The organism is Rhodococcus gordoniae (assembly GCF_001646655.1).
Taxonomy (GTDB): Bacteria; Actinomycetota; Actinomycetes; order Mycobacteriales; family Mycobacteriaceae; genus Rhodococcus; species Rhodococcus gordoniae.
On sequence record NZ_LPZN01000051.1, the window covers coordinates 45,537 to 61,769 of the forward strand.

The window sequence follows — 16,233 nt, forward strand, 5'->3', positions numbered from 1 at the left end:
TACCTGAATTGTGTGCTGATGCAAGGACTGTCACGAAGTGCGGGTCACAGCATGCAGGAGACGCAACCCTCCACCTCGGTCCCCTCGAGCGCCATCTGCCGCAGACGGATGTAGTACAGGGTCTTGATTCCCTTGCGCCACGCGTAGATCTGGGCCCTGTTCACGTCGCGGGTGGTGACGGTGTCCTTGAAGAACAGCGTCAGCGACAGGCCCTGGTCGACGTGCTGCGTCGCGGCGGCGTAGGTGTCGATGATCTTCTCGTAGCCGATCTCGTACGCGTCCTGGAAGTACTCGAGGTTCTCGTTCGTCATGTAGGGCGCCGGGTAGTAGACACGCCCGATCTTGCCCTCCTTGCGGATCTCGATCTTCGACGCGACCGGGTGGATCGAGCTCGTCGAGTGGTTGATGTACGAGATCGAACCGGTGGGCGGAACCGCCTGCAGGTTCTGGTTGTAGATGCCGTGCTTCTGCACGGACTCCTTCAGCTCGCGCCAGTCCTGCTGCGTGGGGATCGCGATGTCCGACTCGGCGAACAACTGACGAACCCGCTCGGTGGCCGGCTCCCAGACCTGATCGGTGTACTTGTCGAAGAACTCACCCGAGGCGTACTTCGACTCCGGAAAGCCCTTGAAGTACGAGCCACGCTCGATCGCGATCTTGTTCGACGCGCGCAGGGCGTGGAACAGAACCGTGTAGAAGTAGATGTTCGTGAAGTCGACGCCTTCTTCGGACCCGTAGAAGATGTGCTCACGGGCGAGGAAGCCGTGCAGGTTCATCTGGCCGAGGCCGATGGCGTGGGATTCGTTGTTGCCCCGCTCGATCGACGGAACGGACGAGATCGTCGTCTGGTCGGAGACCGCCGTCAGGCCGCGGATGGCGACCTCGATGGTCTGCGCGAAGTCGGGAGAGTCCATCGTCTTCGCGATGTTCAGCGAGCCGAGGTTGCACGAGATGTCCTTGCCCACATGGCTGTAGGACAGGTCGTCGTTGAACTCCGAGGGCGTCGAGACCTGCAGGATCTCCGAGCACAGGTTCGAGTGCGTGATCTTGCCGGCGATCGGGTTGGCCCGGTTCACCGTGTCCTCGAACATGACGTAGGGATAGCCCGACTCGAACTGCAGCTCGGCGACGGTCTGGAAGAACTCGCGCGCCTTGATCTTCGACTTGCGGATGCGCTTGTCGTCGACCATCTCGTAGTACTTCTCGGTGACATCGATGTCGGCGAAGGGCTTTCCGTAGACGCGCTCGACGTCGTACGGCGAGAACAGGTACATGTCCTCGTTCTTCTTCGCCAGCTCGAACGTGATGTCGGGGATGACGACGCCCAGCGAGAGGGTCTTGATACGGATCTTCTCGTCGGCGTTCTCGCGCTTGGTGTCGAGGAAGCGGTAGATGTCGGGGTGGTGCGCGTGCAGGTAGACCGCGCCGGCACCCTGACGGGCACCGAGCTGGTTGGCGTAGGAGAAGGAGTCCTCGAGCAGCTTCATGATCGGGATGACGCCGGAGGACTGGTTCTCGATCTTCTTGATGGGTGCGCCGTGCTCACGAATGTTGCTGAGCAGCAAGGCGACACCGCCACCACGCTTGGACAGCTGCAGCGCGGAGTTGATGGAGCGGCCGATCGACTCCATGTTGTCCTCGATACGGAGCAGGAAGCACGAGACGGGCTCGCCGCGCTGCTTCTTGCCCGAGTTGAGGAAGGTCGGGGTGGCCGGCTGGAAGCGGCCGGAGATGATCTCGTCGACGAGGTGCCGGGCCAGGATCTCGTCGCCGTCGGCGAGAGTCAGGGCGACCATGCACACCCGGTCCTCGAACCGCTCGAGGTAACGCTTGCCGTCGAACGTCTTGAGCGTGTACGAGGTGTAGTACTTGAACGCACCGAGGAAGGTCGGGAACCGGAACTTCTTCGAATACGCATGGTCGAACAGCGATTTGACGAACGAACGCGAGTACTTGTCGAGCACCTCGGGCTCGTAGTAGTTCTCCTCGACGAGGTAGTCGAGCTTCTCGTCGAGGTTGTGGAAGAAGACCGTGTTCTGGTTGACGTGCTGCAGGAAGTACTGGCGGGCGGCGGCCACATCCTTGTCGAACTGGATCTCGCCGTTGGGGCCGTACAGATTCAACATCGCGTTGAGCGCGTGGTAGTCGAGATCCTTGATCGAATCGTCGAGGGGTGCGCTCGTGGCGGGAGCGGGATCGGTAATGGTCACAGTGCTGTCCCCACTTGTCGGAGTTAGGAAACGGCCGCGCAGTCACGTCCGCGACGCGCGTCGAATACGGATACGGATGTGGCTCAGGCGTTCTGGAGAACGGACTCCCAGAATCGGGCGAGACCGTCGCGGACACGTTCCACGTCGTCGGTCGTGCCCATCAACTCGAATCGGTACAGATACGGCACCTTGCACTTGCGCGCGACGATGTCGCCCGCGAAACAGTACGAGTCGCCGAAGTTGGTGTTACCCGCCGCGATGACACCGCGGATCAGGCTCCGATTGTGCTCGTTGTTGAGGAACCGGATGACCTGCCGGGGAACGTAGCGGGTATCGCGACCGGTGGCGGTCGTCCCGCCACCGTAGGTCGGCACGATCAACACGTACGGTTCGTGGACCTCGAAAGTGCCCTCCCGATCGTGCAGGGGGATCCGGCTGGCCGGAATCCCGAGCTTCTGCACGAATCGGTGGGTGTTCTCGGATGTACTCGAGAAGTACACCAGCGACGTTCCCTGGATCGACACCAGCGAAGCCATCGGTAGTCACCACTCTTCATTCGATTGCGAAGACCGGCCCGGGCGGACACGGCGCATTTCCGCCCGGAGACGACGACGATCGGGCCGCTGCGAACGCGGCCCGGGCTCAGGCAGCGACGGTGAGCGCCTTGATGCGGTCGGGGCGGAAGCCCGACCAGTGGTCGTCGCCGGCGACGACGACGGGCGCCTGGAGGTAACCCAGGGCCATGACGTAGTCGCGGGCCTCGGGGCTCTCGCTGATGTCGACGACGTCGTACTCGATGCCGGCCTTGTCGAGGGCACGGTAGGTGGCGGTGCACTGGACGCAGGCAGGCTTGGTGTAGACGGTGATGTTCATGAATGCCCCTTTTCCGACGGCCGTGGGCGGCCTGACGACTGACTGCTGTGCGTTACCCGGAAACCCACGAATCCGTCCGATCCCGCTTCCCCGAGAGATCGTCGGCACTTGTGGCCTTCCAGCGGTCTAGACACTACACCTTGTGCCCACCGGATACACAGAACCCAGGATGTTGTGACTTACAAAGGTGATATTCCCAGGTCGCAACCCTCCCTCCACGGCGTTTCGGGCGCGTCTCGGCGTGTCGTCGCGAGGCGCCCGGGAGAGACCTCGAGCACAAGTGTGGCGGGTGCCACCGACAACTTCGGGCCGTCACCGCGGGAACCTCTCCGGACCGCCTGCGCGGAGGGCTGCGGGCAGGAAGAATGACTCCTCGTGTTCCCGGTTCGCGCGATGGCCGCCACCCTCCTGGCACTGTCCCTGTGCACCGCCTGCGACCCGCGCCGCACATGCGAACCGATCGCCGCCCCGCTCGACGAGACGAGCACCGCGTGCCCCCGCTTCGGCATCAGCACCCCGGGTGGCCCGGTGGCCGTCGACGAGTACCGCGCGGTCGCCGAGGCCGTCGGCACGGCGCCGGGCGCGGTGTTGTGGTTCGTCGACTTCCCTTCCCCTCCCCCCATCGGCGCCCTCGACATCGTGCGGGCCTCGGGCGCGGACCCGATCGTCACGTGGGAACCCTGGATACGCCGCGACCACGACTACGACCGGACGTCCGTGACGATGAGCGACATCGCCGCCGGCGTCCACGACGACCACCTCTACCGCTGGGCCGACGAGCTCGCCGCCTGGGGTGGGAAGGTCTATCTGCGATTCGCCCACGAACCGAACGGGGACTGGTACCCCTGGAGCCCTGCGGCAGGGACCCCGCCGGAGACGTATGTCGCCGCGTGGCGGCATGTGCACGATCTGTTCGCATCGAAGAACGTCGAGAACGTGCGCTGGATCTGGACGGTCAACGTCCCGCACGAGGGCAGCAGTCCCATCGCCCCCCTGTATCCGGGTGACGAGTACGTCGATGTCGTCGGAGTGGACGGCTACAACTGGGGCACCACCCGGCCGTGGAGTCGGTGGCAGTCCCCCGAGGAATTGTTCGGACCGACGTTGGACGAACTCGGCCGGCTCGCTCCGGGGCGTCCCGTCGCTGTCACGGAGGTCGCGAGCGCGGAGGCCGGTGGATCGAAGCCGGACTGGATCCGGGATCTGGTGGGTTACTTGGACAGTCACCCGGCGGTCACAACATTCGTGTGGTTCCATCACAACAAAGAAACCGATTGGCGCTTGACCAGCACGCCCGAGTCCGCGGGGGCGCTGAGCGACGCTCTGCACAGGAGACACATCGCACGATGACAGCCGAGGCGTCGCTCCTCCCCGAACATCTCGAGAACGAACGCATGCGTGACGTGGAGCTGCTCGAACTGCTCGACACCCCCCACGAAGAACGGTTCGACAAGATCACCCGCATCGCGTGCCGCGTGTTCGGTGTCCCGATGGCTTCGCTCTCGCTGATGGATCGCGATCGGCAGTGGTTCAAATCGATCCTCGGACTGGAGCTCTCCGACGTACCGCGCGAGAGGACGGTGTGCCGCACCACGATCGCCCGGGCCTACGCGCAACCCGAGGATCCCGTACTCGTCCTCCCGGATGCCGCCTCCGATCCCGCTTTCGCGGACATCCCCGGTATCGGCGGAAAGGGGGGCATCCGGTTCTATGCGGGCTATCCCCTGTACGGACCCAACGGTCACCCCGTGGGCACCTTCTGCATCTACGACACCGAGGAGCGGAACCTCGACGCGGATCAACTCGACACCTTCGCCGAGCTGGCCGAGTGGGCCCAACGTGAACTCGATCGCGCCGACGAACTCGACCGCGCCGCCGAGATCCAGAACCAGCTCCTCCCCCGGCCGCTCCCGGACCTTCCCGGTTACGAGATGGCCACGATCTGCCTGCCCGCCTTCATGGTGGGCGGTGACTTCTACGACCACTACCGGCTCCGCGACGGGATCGTGATCACCGTCGCCGACGTCATGGGCAAGGGCCTGGGCGCCGCCATCCTGTCGTCGGCCGTGCGCTCCTCGATGCGGGGGGTCGCGCGGGTGCTCGAGCGTTTCGGGACTCGTCCGGTCGGCGTCCTCGACACCGGGATGACTCTGACCGTCGGCGCCGAACACCTCGCCGACGACTTCGAGCACACCGGGACGTTCGTCACCTCCTTCCTCGCCGCGCTCGAGTTCTCCACGGGAGACATCGATTATGCCGATGCCGGGCACGGGCTGGCCGCGATCCGCCGCGCCGACGGTACGGTCGAGCCACTGACGAGCGGTGGTGGTCCTCCGCTGGGGATCTTTTCCGCGACCACCTGGAGGTCCGAGGCCGCGCGGCTCGATGCGGGCGACATGCTCGTGATCTGCTCCGACGGCCTGCTCGACCTGCTCGACGAACAGAGCGACCCGGCGGCTCTGTGCCGTTTCGTCGCAGACCGGGCCGACCCGGAAGAACTGGTGGCCGCCGCGCGTGCGCTGGCCGAGAGCAATCCGCCGCTCGACGACGTCACGGTGGTCGCGCTACGCCGGGAGACGGCGTCGTGAAGGCCGTCACGAAGGAGGGCTACCCGTCCCCCTTCCTGCGCGTCCTCATCGTCCTCACGGTCATCGTCGGGTTGAACTACATCGTCTGGCGCTGGCTGTTCTCCGTGAACTGGGATGCGTGGTGGATCGCGGTCCCGCTCGTTCTCGCCGAGACGTACAGCCTGATCGATTCGCTGCTGTTCGCGTTGACGATGTGGCGGTTGAGGAGACGTCCCGAGCCGCCCATCGCACCCGCCGGCATGACGGTCGACGTCTTCATCACCACCTACAACGAACCGGTCGATCTGGTGTTGCGCACGGCAGCAGCCGCGCAGCGCATCCGCTATCCGCACCGCACGTGGATCCTCGACGACGGAGCCCGGCCCGAACTCGCCGCGGCCGCAGCCGAACTCGGCGTCGACTACATGACGCGGTCGGCGAGCTGGACGAACAAGCCCCGTCACGCCAAGGCCGGCAATCTCATCAACGCCCTGCTGCACTCCGACGGCGAGTTCCTTCTCATCCTCGACGCCGACCAGATTCCCGAACCCGAGATCCTCGACCGCACACTCGGATACTTCACCGACGACAGCATGGCACTGGTCCAGACGCCGCAGTACTTCACCAATGTGCCCGACTCCGATCCGCTCGGCAGTCAGGCGCCGTTGTTCTACGGGCCGATCCAGCAGGGCAAGGACGGCTGGAACGCGGCCTTCTTCTGCGGGTCCAATGCGATCCTGCGACGTGAAGCACTCATGCAGCTCGGCATCGCCGGCTATGTCCAAGCCGTCGAGGACGGTGTGGAACGCACCCTGCGCACCGCGGGAAGGGTGGTCGACCGGGCACGCCGGAAAGTGCCCGCCGACCAGCCGGACGTGGCCGCGGCACTCGACTCGGTGCGCCGTGCCGTGCGCACGGCACGCGGCGAACTCCGGACCGGCGCGGCACTCGCCGACGTCACCTTCCGTTTCCAGCAGACGGTCGACGCCGCCGCGCGCAGCATCGTCGACGCCGACTTCGGCAGCATCCGGGCCGATCTCGAGGAGATCGCAGCGCTCGACGCGCACGGCACCGATGCGCTCACGATCGACGACACCGTCCTCGAACGCCTCGCCGACCGCGAGTGGTCACCGCTCGGCGCGCTCGAATCGATCCGCGCGATGATCCGCGCCGTCGATGTCGACCGTGCAGAGGAGGCCGAGCCGATGCTCGCGTTGGCCACGATCTCCGTGACCGAGGACATGGCCACCTCGATGCGCCTGCACGGCGCCGGCTGGAAGTCCGTCTACCACCACGAGATCCTCGCCTACGGGCTCGCCCCGGAGGATCCGAAGACGATGGTCACCCAGCGACTCCGGTGGGCACAGGGCACGATCCAGGTGATGCTGCGGGAGAACCCGCTCGTTCAGAAGGGCATGACCGTACCCCAGCGCCTGATGTACTGGTCGACGATGTGGAGTTATCTTTCCGGCTTCGCAGCGCTCGCCTATTTCGCGGCGCCGGTGATCTATCTCGTCTTCGGGATCCTGCCGGTCGAGGCGTTCAGTCTCGACTTCTTCTCGCGACTGGTCCCGTTCCTCATCCTGAGTCAGTTGCTGTTCTTCATCGTGGGCCGCGGGACTCCGACCTGGCGGGGCCAGCAGTACAGCCTCGCGCTCTTCCCGGTGTGGATCAGGGCGTGCTGGACGGCCTTCCTCAACGTGTACTTCGACAAGCCGCTGGACTTCGCGGTCACGCCGAAGACACGCCAAGGGGGCGAAGGTGTCCCGTGGTATCTGTTCCGGCAGCAGCTGCTCGTCATGGCGCTGCTGGTGGTGGCGGCGGTCATCGGCACCGTGCGGCTGTTCCTCGGCGACATCTCGGTGCTGGGAGTCACCGCGAACCTCGTCTGGGTCGTGTTCGACCTGTTCATTCTCTCGGTGGTGATCCAGGCAGCTCGCTACCGTGGACCCGAAAGCGAAGGAGATCGATGAGCCACTACGAAACCCGCCAGGTGGGAACGAGCACGGTCGTGCAACCCACCGGTCGCCTGAACATGGTTGCGGCACCGCGCCTGCGCGAGCAGTTGCGCGATCTCGTCGAGAACGGATCCCACCGGCTCGTGGTCGACCTGAGCACAACCGATTTCATCGACTCCTCCGGGCTCGGCGCACTCGTCTCCGGGTTGAAGGCGGCCCGTCAGGCCGGCGGCGACCTGCGGATCGCCGCACCGACCGCCCAGGTACAGAGCGTGCTCGCGCTCACCCGGCTCGACCGGGTGCTGACGACACACGATTCCGCGGATGTGGCCTTCGATGGCGACTGACCGGTCACCCGAAGCGCAACCGGCCGAGGGCCCTTCGGGGCGGTGGGAGCTGTCCGCCACGACGAGTGAAGGCACCCTCGACCGGATCATGGATCTGGTCGCCGAGATGTTCGCCGCCGAGGAGCTCGACGATTCGGATCGCATGCAGTTCGAGATCGCGGTCGCCGAGATCGGCGCGAACATCATCGAGCATGCCGGCCGGGGAGACGCGGTCTCGGTGGCGCTGACCCTGGAACTCCATCCGGATCGTCTCGAGGCCGTGTTCGTCGACGACGGCGCCCCGGCCCGGGTGGATCTGCGTTCGGTCGAGCTCCCCGACGCACTCGCCGAACGCGGCCGAGGGCTCGCCATCGCCCTCGCCGCGCTCGACGAACTCCGGTACCGCCGTCAGGCGGGCATCAATCGCTGGACACTCGTCTGTTATCGATCCGAGGGGTCAGGGCAAGCCGACCAGTAGGTCGTCGAGCCGGGCGGGCAGGTGCCGCACCCGCACCCCGGTCGCGTGCCACAGGGCGTTGACGACCGCGGCGGCGCTGCCGACGATCCCGATCTCACCGATCCCCCGCGAACCCATCGGCGTGGCGTGCAGATCTTCGTCGTCGAGCCACTCCGCTTCGATCCCACGGATGTCCGCGTGGGTCGGCACGTGGTATTCGGACAGGTCGTGGTTGACGACGTGCCCGAAGCGCGCGTCGCGGATGCTCTCCTCGAACAAGGCCATCGAGATCCCGAACGACATCCCCCCGATGAACTGCGAACGTGCCGTCCGCGGATTGATCACCCGTCCCACGGAGAACAGGCCGAACATCCGGGGCACCCGGATCTCCCCGGTGTCGGCGTCGACGTGTACTTCGGCGAAGTGCGCGCCGAAGGACTGCGCGGTGTAGTGCTCGAGTTCGCGGTTCTCGGCTGCCGACGCGGACAGCTCCGCGCCCACCGGCGGGTCGCCACCGAAGCGCTTGCCGAATCGCTCTGCGGCCGTGACGATCGCGGTGCCCCAGGACGAGGTACCCGAGGAGCCACCGGCCACGGTGCCGTGGGGCAGCGCGCTGTCGCCGATCTCGAGGTCCACGTCCTCGGGCCGGCATCCGAGGGCGTCGGCGGCGATGAGCGTCAGCGCCGTCCACGCACCGGTGCCGAGGTCGGTCGCTCCGATGCGGACGGAGTAGCGGCCCTCCCCCAGATGCCGGATGTGTGCCTCCGAACCGGGATTGACCATGTGCGGATAGGTCGCGACCGCCACGCCGGTACCGATGAGCGTGGTGCCTCGCCGACGGGTGCCGGGTTCGCGATCCGACGGATTCCATCCGAATCGCTGTGCCCCCTCGCGGAGACATTCGACGAGACGCCGCGACGACCACGGCTTCCCCGTCTCGGGATCGGCCTCGGGTTCGTTGCGGATGCGCAGTTCGATCGGGTCGATGCCGAGTTCGGCGGCGAGTTCGTCCATCGCGACCTCACCGGCGAACATGCCGGGGGCCTCACCGGGAGCGCGCATCCAGAAGGGCGCCGGGACGTCGAGTGTGATCGCGCGGTGGGATGTACGGACGTTGTCCACGGCATAGAGATTGCGCAACGGCACCGCCGCCTGTTCGACGAACTCGGTGACCCGGGACGACTGTGCGAACACCTCGTGCACCAGGCCGGTGACCCTGCCGTCGCGGTCGGCCGCGAGCCGGACCCGCGACGCCGTCGGCGACCGGTAGCCGACATAGGCGAACATGTCCGGCCGGGAAACCGCGAACTTGACCGCCCTCCCGGGGAGGGCCCGTGCTGCCAATCCGCCGAGCACGTCGTGCGCGTGGGGGCCACCCTTCGAGCCGAATCCCCCACCGATGTACGGACAGACCACCCGCATCCGGTCGGCGTCCAGGCCGAACACCGGGGCGAGGGTCTCGACAACACCGTGCGGGTGCTGCGTCGAGGTGTACAGGGTCAGGGTGTACGCATCGGCCGTACCGTTCGACGGAACCACGTCGCTCCGCCACACTGCAACGACGGTGTGCGGTTCGAGCGGGTTGTTGTGCTCCTCGGGTGTGGAATACCACTGGTCGACCACAGTGTCGGCACGGGCGAACGCAGCGTCGACATCGCCCCGCTCGGAATCGGGCTCGTAGCCACCGTTGACCGTCTCGGGCGTGTAGGCATCGGGATGGTCGGCGCGGAAGAGGGCGTCGTGTGGTTCCTCGCTGTATTCGACCTCCAGCAGAGAGCATGCCTCGCGGGCGATCTCGAGACTCTCCGCGACGACCGCTCCGATGATCTGCCCTCGGTACAGCACGTCGGGTGTCTGCAGGACGGAATACTCGCCTTCGGCCTCGTCGGTGAGCCTCGGAGCGTTCCAGGGCGTGAGCACCTTCAGCACCCCGGGTACCGCTTCGGCGGCGGCCGTGTCGATCCGGTCGACCCGACCCCGGGCGACGGTGGAGGTGAGCGGCACGAGGAAGACCGGATCGTCGACCGGGTGCTCGTAGGCGTACGGCGCCGTCCCGGCGACCTTCGCCGGTCCGTCGATTCGCGCGGTGGAGCGTCCGCCCGCTCGGATCGGCTCGGGGCTCATGCGGATTCACCTCGTTCCCGTCGTTCGTCGAGTTCGCGCAGGGTCGCCACCACGGTTCGGCGCAGCAACGGGATCTTGTAGGCGTTGCCGTCGAGGGGGCTCGCGCCGGCGAGTTCGGCCTCGGCCGCGGCGGCGAAGACCTCGCCGGAGGGCTGCTGCCCGAGAAGTGCGGCTTCCGCTCGATGCGCCCGCCACGGACGGTGCGCCACCCCTCCGAACGCGAGGCGGCAACCGGTGATCGTCCCGTCCGCCACGGTCATCTCGGCCGCCACCGAGACCAGCGCGAAGGCGTAGGACGCACGGTCGCGCACCTTGCGGTAGGTGGACAGCGAACTCTGCGATGCCGGGATCCGCACGCCGACGACGAGGTCGTCGCGTTCGAGCACGGTGTCGCGCTCGGGAGTGCCGCCGGGAAGCCGGTAGAAGTCCTCCACCGCGATCGCACGTTCACCGTCCGGGCCGAGAACGAGGACTTCGGCGTCGAGCGCGAGCAAGGCGACCGCCATGTCGGACGGGTGGGTGGCCACACAGTGCTCCGACGCACCGAGTATCGCGTGGTAGCGGGTATATCCGCCGATGGCGGAGCAACCGGTGCCGGGTTCGCGCTTGTTGCAGGGGGTGGTCACATCCCGGAAGTACGAGCAGCGCGTGCGCTGGAGCAGGTTGCCGCCGGTGGTCGCGGTGTTCCGGAGTTGGGGCGAGGCACCGGACAGCAGTGCGCGCGACAGCATCGGATAGTTGCGCCGCACGAACGGATGGGCGGCGAGGTCGCTGTTGCGGACGTTGGCACCCACCCGGATTCCTCCGTCCGCCGACTCCGCGACGGTGTCGAGAGGCAGATGCGAGACGTCGACGAGGAGCTCGGGGGTCGCGACGCCGAGTTTGAGATGGTCGACCAGATTCGTTCCGCCCGCGAGGAAGACCGCGCCCGGGTTCTCGTGCACGACGGCGACCGCAGCGGCGGGATCGGCCGGTCGCTCGTACCGGAGGGAGCTCACCGTGTGTCCTCCCTACCGACTCGACTGTCTCCGCTCGCGACGGTGCGGATCGCCGCGACGATGTTGGGATAGGCGGCGCAGCGGCACAGATTGCCGCTCATGCGTTCGCGGATCTCGTCGTCGTCGAGGTCCGGCGCGTGCTCGAGGTCCGCCGTGACGTGGCTCGGTGCCCCGTCGGCGAATTCGTCGAGCATCCCCACAGCGGAGCAGATCTGGCCGGGAGTGCAGTAGCCGCACTGGAAGGCGTCGTCCTCGATGAACTGTGCCTGGAGGGGGTGCAGTTCCCCGTCGGCGAGTCCGGCGGCGGTGACGATCTCGGCGCCGTCGTGCGAGACGGCGAGGGCAAGGCACGAGAGGGCACGACGGCCGTCGATCAGCACGGTGCATGCTCCGCACTGACCGAGATCGCAGCCCTTCTTCGGGGAGGTGATCCCGAGTCGGTCGCGCAGCGCGTCGAGCACGGTGGTGCGGACGTCGATCGGGACGCGACGCTCCACCCCGTCGACGTGAAGAACGATGTCGAGATCGGGTCGGTGGCCGGTATCGGTTCTCGTGTCCCCGGTTGTCATGGGCAAACCTCCGAACGGTGGGCTGTGTTCGGGGCATTCCCGCTGCAGGCCGCATCGAACCGTCGAGAACACGACGCGCCGAACTTCCGGCGGTGCGACGGACCCGCAGAGACGCGGACACCCGCGGTGCCGGAGACCTCGGGAGTCTCCGGCACCGCGGGTGTCGGGGTCGGTCGGCCCGCCGGAGGGCGGACGTTCCGATCAGGCGTTCGCGAGCACCTTGGTGGCGTCGGCGAGTGCAGCGACGACCGCAGCGACCTGCTGCGCGGTCTCGGCGTGCTCCTTGGCGTGGACGCCGGAGAACTTACCGAAGGTCTCACCGACGGACAGCGAACCGCCGTCGACGATCGTGCCGCCGGCGATTCCGACGGTCTTGACCGTGTCCTCGAGGGCCCACTTCGCGGCGTTCCGGCTGGGCGACTGACTGACGACGGCGACGGGCTTGCCGCTCAGCGCGCCGGCCCCGTAGGGACGGGACAGCCAGTCGACGGCGTTCTTGAGCACCGCGGAGACGGTGCCGTTGTACTCGGGCGTGACGATCAGCAGCGCATCGGCGTCGGCGGCAGCGTCACGCAGGGCCACGGCAGCAGCGGGAGCCGCATCGCCGTCGAGGTCCTCGTTGTAGAAGGGAACGTCGGCGAGGCCCTCGTAGAGGGTCACCTCGACGTTCTCGGCGGCGGTCTCGGCGGCGGTCTCGGCGAGCTGTCGGGAGACGGAGCCGTCGCGCAGGCTGCCGACGAGGGCGAGAACTCGGGTCATGGGAACATCCTCGGGTCGAAGTGGTTGACTACGCAATGTTAAACGGACCGCGGTCCGCTTTATTCCCCGCCCCGCTAGTGTGTGACCTTGTGAACACCCGCCCCCTCCCGCACGCGGACGGTCGAGCACTGCCCCTGGCGAACGATCGGGTGCTGCCCCTGGCGGAGGAGCAACTCTCCGAACGGGGTGACGCTGCGCGTAACCGGTCCCGCCTCCTCGACGCCGCCACCCTGCTCGTCGCCGAACGCGGCGTCGACGCCGTGACGATGGATGCCGTCGCAGCGCGTGCCGGGGTCGGTAAGGGCACCGTCTTCCGCAGGTTCGGTTCCCGCGCCGGCCTCGTCCGCGCACTGCTCGACCACAGCGAGCGCGAGTTCCAGCACGGTTTCCTGTTCGGCCCGCCGCCGCTCGGCCCGGACGCCGAACCCCTCGACCGGCTGATCGCCTTCGGCCGTGCCCGCATCGAACTCGTCGAGGTACAGGGCGAACTTCTCCGCGCAGCCGAGGCCGCCGGGGATTCCCACTACTCCGCCCCCGCCCACCTGGTCTCGCTCGCCCACGTCGACGCCCTGCTGCGCGCCGCCGACGTCGGCGGCGACACCCGATTGCTGGCGACCTCGCTGGTGGCGTCGCTCGAGGCGACGCTCGTACTCCACCAGTGGCGCGAACTCGGCTACCCGCTGCGCCGACTCGCCGACAACTGGGCCGAACTGGCACACCGCGTCGTCACGGGCCGAGGTAGCCGCAAATCCGGGTCGAGCGCCGTACCGTAACGGCATGTCTCGTACATTCCGGGTATGCGCGCTGGTCTGCCTGGCTGCCGTGGCCGCCGCGTGCAGCACCGAGCCGGATCCGGCCGGCAACTCCGCAGACGACCTCACCGGTCGCACCTTCGTGTCGACGAACGTGACGGGCACCCAGATCCCCGGCGACGGACCGCTGGTGGTCGCGTTCCCGGAGGACGGACGCATCTCGGCGACCGCCGGATGCAATCGCTTCGTCGGCGGCGTGGACCTGTCCGACGGCACGGTGAAGACATCGGACCTCGCGAGCACGATGATGGCCTGCCCACCCGAGCGAGAGAGCGCCGACGCCTGGCTCACCGCCCTGTTCGGAGCGGAACCCCGCTGGTCGCTCGACGGGAACTCCGTCACCCTGACCGGCGACGACATCACCGTCTCCCTCGAGGACGAGAAGGTCGTCGACCCCGACCGTCCGATCGCCGGCACCGAATGGGTCGTGACGTCGCTGCGCACCGCCGACGCCGTGACCACCTCGACGGCACTGGAGAACGCTGCGCCGACGCTCGTGTTCTCCGAGGACGGCACCGTCACCGGCAACACGGGCTGCAACGAGTTCGGCGGCACCGCGGAAGTCGGTGACGACGTCGTCCTGTTCGAACCGCTCACCATGACCCGCGCCGCCTGTGCCGACCCCGAGGTCACCACCATCGAGACACATATCCTCGAGGTGCTCGCAGGTGAGACCACCTACAGCATCGAGGGTTCGTCGATGACGCTCACCGCGCCGAACGGCACCGACGGACTGGAGTTCACGGCCCGCTGATCCGTTCTCGGTACCGTGAGACGCATGCCGGGAGCAGTCCGCATCGTCGCCGTCCTCGCTCTGGGGGCGGTACTGTCCGGATGCGGAATCGGAGGATCGCCGTCCGATCCGATCGGCCGCCGCTACGTCTCCACCGAGGTCACGGGTCGGCCGATCCCCGGGGGCGGCCCGCTGGAATTGTCGTTCCCCGCCCGGGAGCGGCTCGCCGCATCCGCCGGATGCAACCGGTTCACGGGCACCGCCGACCTGTCCGGAGGACGGATCCGAGCCGGAACCCTGGCGTCCACGAGGATGGCGTGCCCATCCCCACGCGACGGCGCCGACGACTGGGTACGGACGCTGTTCGCGGGCACACCCCGGTGGGCTCTCGACGGGGAGGTGCTCACCCTGACCACCGGCGCGGTGACCGTCACCCTCACCGAACGTACGGACGGGCGCTGAGATCGTTCGTCAGCGAATCGTTCAGTAACGCTCGACGAGCCAGCGGGCGAGTTCCTGCGCGCTGCGGTCGACCTGCTTCGGCCAGTCGAGCGCCGAATCGTCGGCCCGGTCGCTCACGTGCTTGACGAGCCGGCACCGCGCGCCCATGCGGCGGGCGGCATAGGCAACCGCGAAGCCCTCCATGTCGACGAGATCGGCGCGCGCGGACAGCGCGTCGCGGATCTGGGCGTCCGAGACGAACGAATCACCGGTGGCGAGCACGCTGCCGTCACCGTCGTCGATCTGCACGACGTCCTGCACGGGATGACCGAGGCTCTTCAGGATCTCGCTGCTGATGTCGTGGTTGAGCACGGCGGACGGGAGGAACAGTCCCGAGTGGTGGGTGCGCAACGCGCCGGCAGTCCCGATGTTCACGACGAGCGGACGTGCGTCCGCCGGATACGCCGCGAGCGCCGCCGTGACGGCGACCGCCGCGTCCACCTTGCCGATCCCGGTGATCACCGTCTCGTAGCGCTCGGGCACGTGCGCCGCCTCGGCGCGGGTTGCGGACACGACGAGGATTCCGTTCACGTACTGCCTCCGAGTTCGAGGGTCGCGAGTGCCGCCCGGTGCAGCTCCCGCCCGTACCCGGCACCGTATCCCGCGGCATGGACCGCCAGTGGATGCAGCTGGTGCACGGGCACCCGCCGCTCCCACCCGACGCGCAGCGGATGCGCCGAGTCGTAGCCTTCGACGACCCGGCCCAGATGCGGGCAGCCGAAGAGCGCGAGCATCGCCGGATCCGTTTCGCGGTGGCCGCCGTGCGCGGCGGGATCGATCAGGACCACTCCCTGTGGGGACCACAGCACGTTGCCGTTCCACAGGTCTCCGTGCAGCCGCGCGGGTGGATCGTCGTCGTCGAAGGCTCCCGCCGCGACGAGATCGCAGGCGGCGTCGATGTCGCGGCACTGCCGGCCGGTGACGCTCCCGGCGTCGACCGCGATGCGCAGGAAGGGCAGCACCCGTTCGGTGACGTAGAACGAGCCCCAGGTGTCGTGCACGATGCGGCTCATGGGACGGCGCCCGATGAACAGCTGCCCGTCGTAACCGTCGGGTGCCGCGCCGAAGCCGGCTGCACCGGCGTCGTGCATCCGGGCGAGTGCCGCACCGAAGTTCCGGGCGGCCTCGGCGGAGGGAGCCGCCTCGGCGACCCGGTCCAGTTCGATGTGGTGCTCGCCCACCGACCGCACGGCCGCCACCGGAATACCGGTCTCGGCGAGCCACGCCAGACCGGCCGCCTCGGCACGGAAGAAATCCGGGTGCGCGTGCGGATCGTGTTTGCGGAAGAGCTCTCCGGTGCTCACGCCGAAGAGTCTGCCCGACCGCATTCTTCGCCTCCGCCCTCT

Annotated in this window: 17 protein-coding genes; 8 read left to right on the top strand and 9 right to left on the bottom strand. The window is 67.6% G+C overall.

Annotated elements, in window-relative coordinates:
* Positions 1–44: 44 nt before the first annotated feature.
* The 3 genes from nrdE to A8G18_RS18680 all read right to left on the bottom strand — a co-directional run bounded on the left by nrdE (position 45) and on the right by A8G18_RS18680 (position 3,083).
* Positions 45–2,126 (bottom strand): class 1b ribonucleoside-diphosphate reductase subunit alpha, encoded by a 2,082-nt coding sequence (gene nrdE / locus A8G18_RS18670; protein WP_242496690.1) that lies wholly within the window; start codon positions 2,124–2,126, stop codon positions 45–47.
* Positions 2,127–2,293: 167 nt separating this feature from the next.
* A complete protein-coding gene (nrdI, locus tag A8G18_RS18675) occupies positions 2,294–2,746 on the bottom strand; it encodes a class Ib ribonucleoside-diphosphate reductase assembly flavoprotein NrdI (RefSeq protein WP_064065039.1) in 453 nt (150 codons plus the stop codon).
* Positions 2,747–2,852: 106 nt separating this feature from the next.
* A complete protein-coding gene (locus tag A8G18_RS18680; protein WP_016933773.1) occupies positions 2,853–3,083 on the bottom strand; it encodes a redoxin NrdH in 231 nt (76 codons plus the stop codon).
* Positions 3,084–3,476: 393 nt separating this feature from the next.
* On the opposite strand from A8G18_RS18680, the gene A8G18_RS18685 reads away from it, so the two are divergent.
* From A8G18_RS18685 to A8G18_RS18705, 5 genes are read left to right on the top strand one after another with little or no spacing between them, the layout of a single operon-like run.
* A complete protein-coding gene (locus A8G18_RS18685; RefSeq protein ID WP_084421955.1) occupies positions 3,477–4,433 on the top strand; it encodes a glycoside hydrolase family 26 protein in 957 nt (318 codons plus the stop codon).
* Positions 4,430–5,671: a PP2C family protein-serine/threonine phosphatase gene (locus A8G18_RS18690; protein ID WP_064065040.1), complete on the top strand. Its 1,242-nt coding sequence runs from the start codon at positions 4,430–4,432 to the stop codon at positions 5,669–5,671. The genes A8G18_RS18685 and A8G18_RS18690 overlap by 4 nt, the downstream gene beginning before the upstream one ends.
* Positions 5,668–7,623: a glycosyltransferase gene (locus tag A8G18_RS18695; protein WP_064065041.1), complete on the top strand. Its 1,956-nt coding sequence runs from the start codon at positions 5,668–5,670 to the stop codon at positions 7,621–7,623. The genes A8G18_RS18690 and A8G18_RS18695 overlap by 4 nt, the downstream gene beginning before the upstream one ends.
* Positions 7,620–7,955, top strand: a complete 336-nt coding sequence (locus tag A8G18_RS18700; protein WP_026003014.1) for an STAS domain-containing protein — start codon at positions 7,620–7,622, stop codon at positions 7,953–7,955. The genes A8G18_RS18695 and A8G18_RS18700 overlap by 4 nt, the downstream gene beginning before the upstream one ends.
* On the top strand, positions 7,945–8,412 hold the full coding sequence (locus tag A8G18_RS18705) for an ATP-binding protein (protein WP_084421957.1): 468 nt from the start codon (positions 7,945–7,947) through the stop codon (positions 8,410–8,412). The genes A8G18_RS18700 and A8G18_RS18705 overlap by 11 nt, the downstream gene beginning before the upstream one ends.
* On the opposite strand, the gene A8G18_RS18710 is transcribed toward A8G18_RS18705, so the two are convergent.
* From A8G18_RS18710 to A8G18_RS18725, 4 genes are all read right to left on the bottom strand, one after another.
* Entirely contained in the window at positions 8,392–10,515 is a 2,124-nt protein-coding gene (locus A8G18_RS18710) for a xanthine dehydrogenase family protein molybdopterin-binding subunit (RefSeq protein WP_064065042.1), read from the bottom strand. The two genes, A8G18_RS18705 and A8G18_RS18710, sit on opposite strands and share 21 nt — an antisense overlap.
* Positions 10,512–11,513, bottom strand: coding sequence for an FAD binding domain-containing protein (locus tag A8G18_RS18715; RefSeq protein ID WP_064065043.1), 1,002 nt, complete (start codon positions 11,511–11,513; stop codon positions 10,512–10,514). The genes A8G18_RS18710 and A8G18_RS18715 overlap by 4 nt, the downstream gene beginning before the upstream one ends.
* Positions 11,510–12,082 carry a 2Fe-2S iron-sulfur cluster-binding protein gene (locus tag A8G18_RS18720; protein ID WP_064065044.1) on the bottom strand — a complete coding sequence of 191 codons (573 nt, stop codon included), beginning with the start codon at positions 12,080–12,082 and terminating at the stop codon, positions 11,510–11,512. The genes A8G18_RS18715 and A8G18_RS18720 overlap by 4 nt, the downstream gene beginning before the upstream one ends.
* A gap of 201 nt (positions 12,083–12,283) precedes the next feature.
* Positions 12,284–12,841, bottom strand: a complete 558-nt coding sequence (locus A8G18_RS18725; RefSeq protein WP_064065045.1) for an NAD(P)H-dependent oxidoreductase — start codon at positions 12,839–12,841, stop codon at positions 12,284–12,286.
* Positions 12,842–12,930: 89 nt separating this feature from the next.
* Between A8G18_RS18725 and A8G18_RS18730 the strand changes: the two genes are divergently transcribed.
* The 3 genes from A8G18_RS18730 to A8G18_RS18740 are packed head-to-tail and all read left to right on the top strand — an operon-like array spanning position 12,931 to position 14,848.
* On the top strand, positions 12,931–13,614 hold the full coding sequence (locus A8G18_RS18730; protein ID WP_064065046.1) for a TetR/AcrR family transcriptional regulator: 684 nt from the start codon (positions 12,931–12,933) through the stop codon (positions 13,612–13,614).
* A 4-nt stretch (positions 13,615–13,618) separates the two neighbouring features.
* Positions 13,619–14,407, top strand: a complete 789-nt coding sequence (locus A8G18_RS18735) for an META domain-containing protein (protein ID WP_064065047.1) — start codon at positions 13,619–13,621, stop codon at positions 14,405–14,407.
* Between the two features lie 24 nt (positions 14,408–14,431).
* Positions 14,432–14,848 (top strand): META domain-containing protein, encoded by a 417-nt coding sequence (locus A8G18_RS18740; protein ID WP_245207913.1) that lies wholly within the window; start codon positions 14,432–14,434, stop codon positions 14,846–14,848.
* A 21-nt stretch (positions 14,849–14,869) separates the two neighbouring features.
* Here the strand turns inward: A8G18_RS18740 and A8G18_RS18745 are convergent, their stop codons facing one another.
* Together A8G18_RS18745 and A8G18_RS18750 are read right to left on the bottom strand one after the other, a co-directional pair.
* On the bottom strand, positions 14,870–15,418 hold the full coding sequence (locus A8G18_RS18745) for a nucleosidase (protein WP_064065048.1): 549 nt from the start codon (positions 15,416–15,418) through the stop codon (positions 14,870–14,872).
* Positions 15,415–16,215, bottom strand: coding sequence for a fructosamine kinase family protein (locus A8G18_RS18750; protein ID WP_064065049.1), 801 nt, complete (start codon positions 16,213–16,215; stop codon positions 15,415–15,417). The genes A8G18_RS18745 and A8G18_RS18750 overlap by 4 nt, the downstream gene beginning before the upstream one ends.
* Positions 16,216–16,233 lie beyond the last annotated feature (18 nt).

What these genes read in the sequence shown, in the direction of transcription:
- A8G18_RS18725 (WP_064065045.1), bottom strand. Translation starts at nt 12,841, where the DNA reads ATGACCCGAGTTCTCGCCCTCGTCGGCAGCCTGCGCGACGGCTCCGTC.
- A8G18_RS18735 (WP_064065047.1), top strand. Translation starts at nt 13,619, where the DNA reads ATGTCTCGTACATTCCGGGTATGCGCGCTGGTCTGCCTGGCTGCCGTG.
- A8G18_RS18720 (WP_064065044.1), bottom strand. Translation starts at nt 12,082, where the DNA reads ATGACAACCGGGGACACGAGAACCGATACCGGCCACCGACCCGATCTC.
- A8G18_RS18740 (WP_245207913.1), top strand. Translation starts at nt 14,432, where the DNA reads ATGCCGGGAGCAGTCCGCATCGTCGCCGTCCTCGCTCTGGGGGCGGTA.
- A8G18_RS18710 (WP_064065042.1), bottom strand. Translation starts at nt 10,515, where the DNA reads ATGAGCCCCGAGCCGATCCGAGCGGGCGGACGCTCCACCGCGCGAATC.
- A8G18_RS18705 (WP_084421957.1), top strand. Translation starts at nt 7,945, where the DNA reads ATGGCGACTGACCGGTCACCCGAAGCGCAACCGGCCGAGGGCCCTTCG.
- A8G18_RS18685 (WP_084421955.1), top strand. Translation starts at nt 3,477, where the DNA reads ATGGCCGCCACCCTCCTGGCACTGTCCCTGTGCACCGCCTGCGACCCG.
- A8G18_RS18690 (WP_064065040.1), top strand. Translation starts at nt 4,430, where the DNA reads ATGACAGCCGAGGCGTCGCTCCTCCCCGAACATCTCGAGAACGAACGC.
- A8G18_RS18750 (WP_064065049.1), bottom strand. Translation starts at nt 16,215, where the DNA reads ATGCGGTCGGGCAGACTCTTCGGCGTGAGCACCGGAGAGCTCTTCCGC.
- nrdI (WP_064065039.1), bottom strand. Translation starts at nt 2,746, where the DNA reads ATGGCTTCGCTGGTGTCGATCCAGGGAACGTCGCTGGTGTACTTCTCG.
- A8G18_RS18680 (WP_016933773.1), bottom strand. Translation starts at nt 3,083, where the DNA reads ATGAACATCACCGTCTACACCAAGCCTGCCTGCGTCCAGTGCACCGCC.
- nrdE (WP_242496690.1), bottom strand. Translation starts at nt 2,126, where the DNA reads ATGTTGAATCTGTACGGCCCCAACGGCGAGATCCAGTTCGACAAGGAT.
- A8G18_RS18700 (WP_026003014.1), top strand. Translation starts at nt 7,620, where the DNA reads ATGAGCCACTACGAAACCCGCCAGGTGGGAACGAGCACGGTCGTGCAA.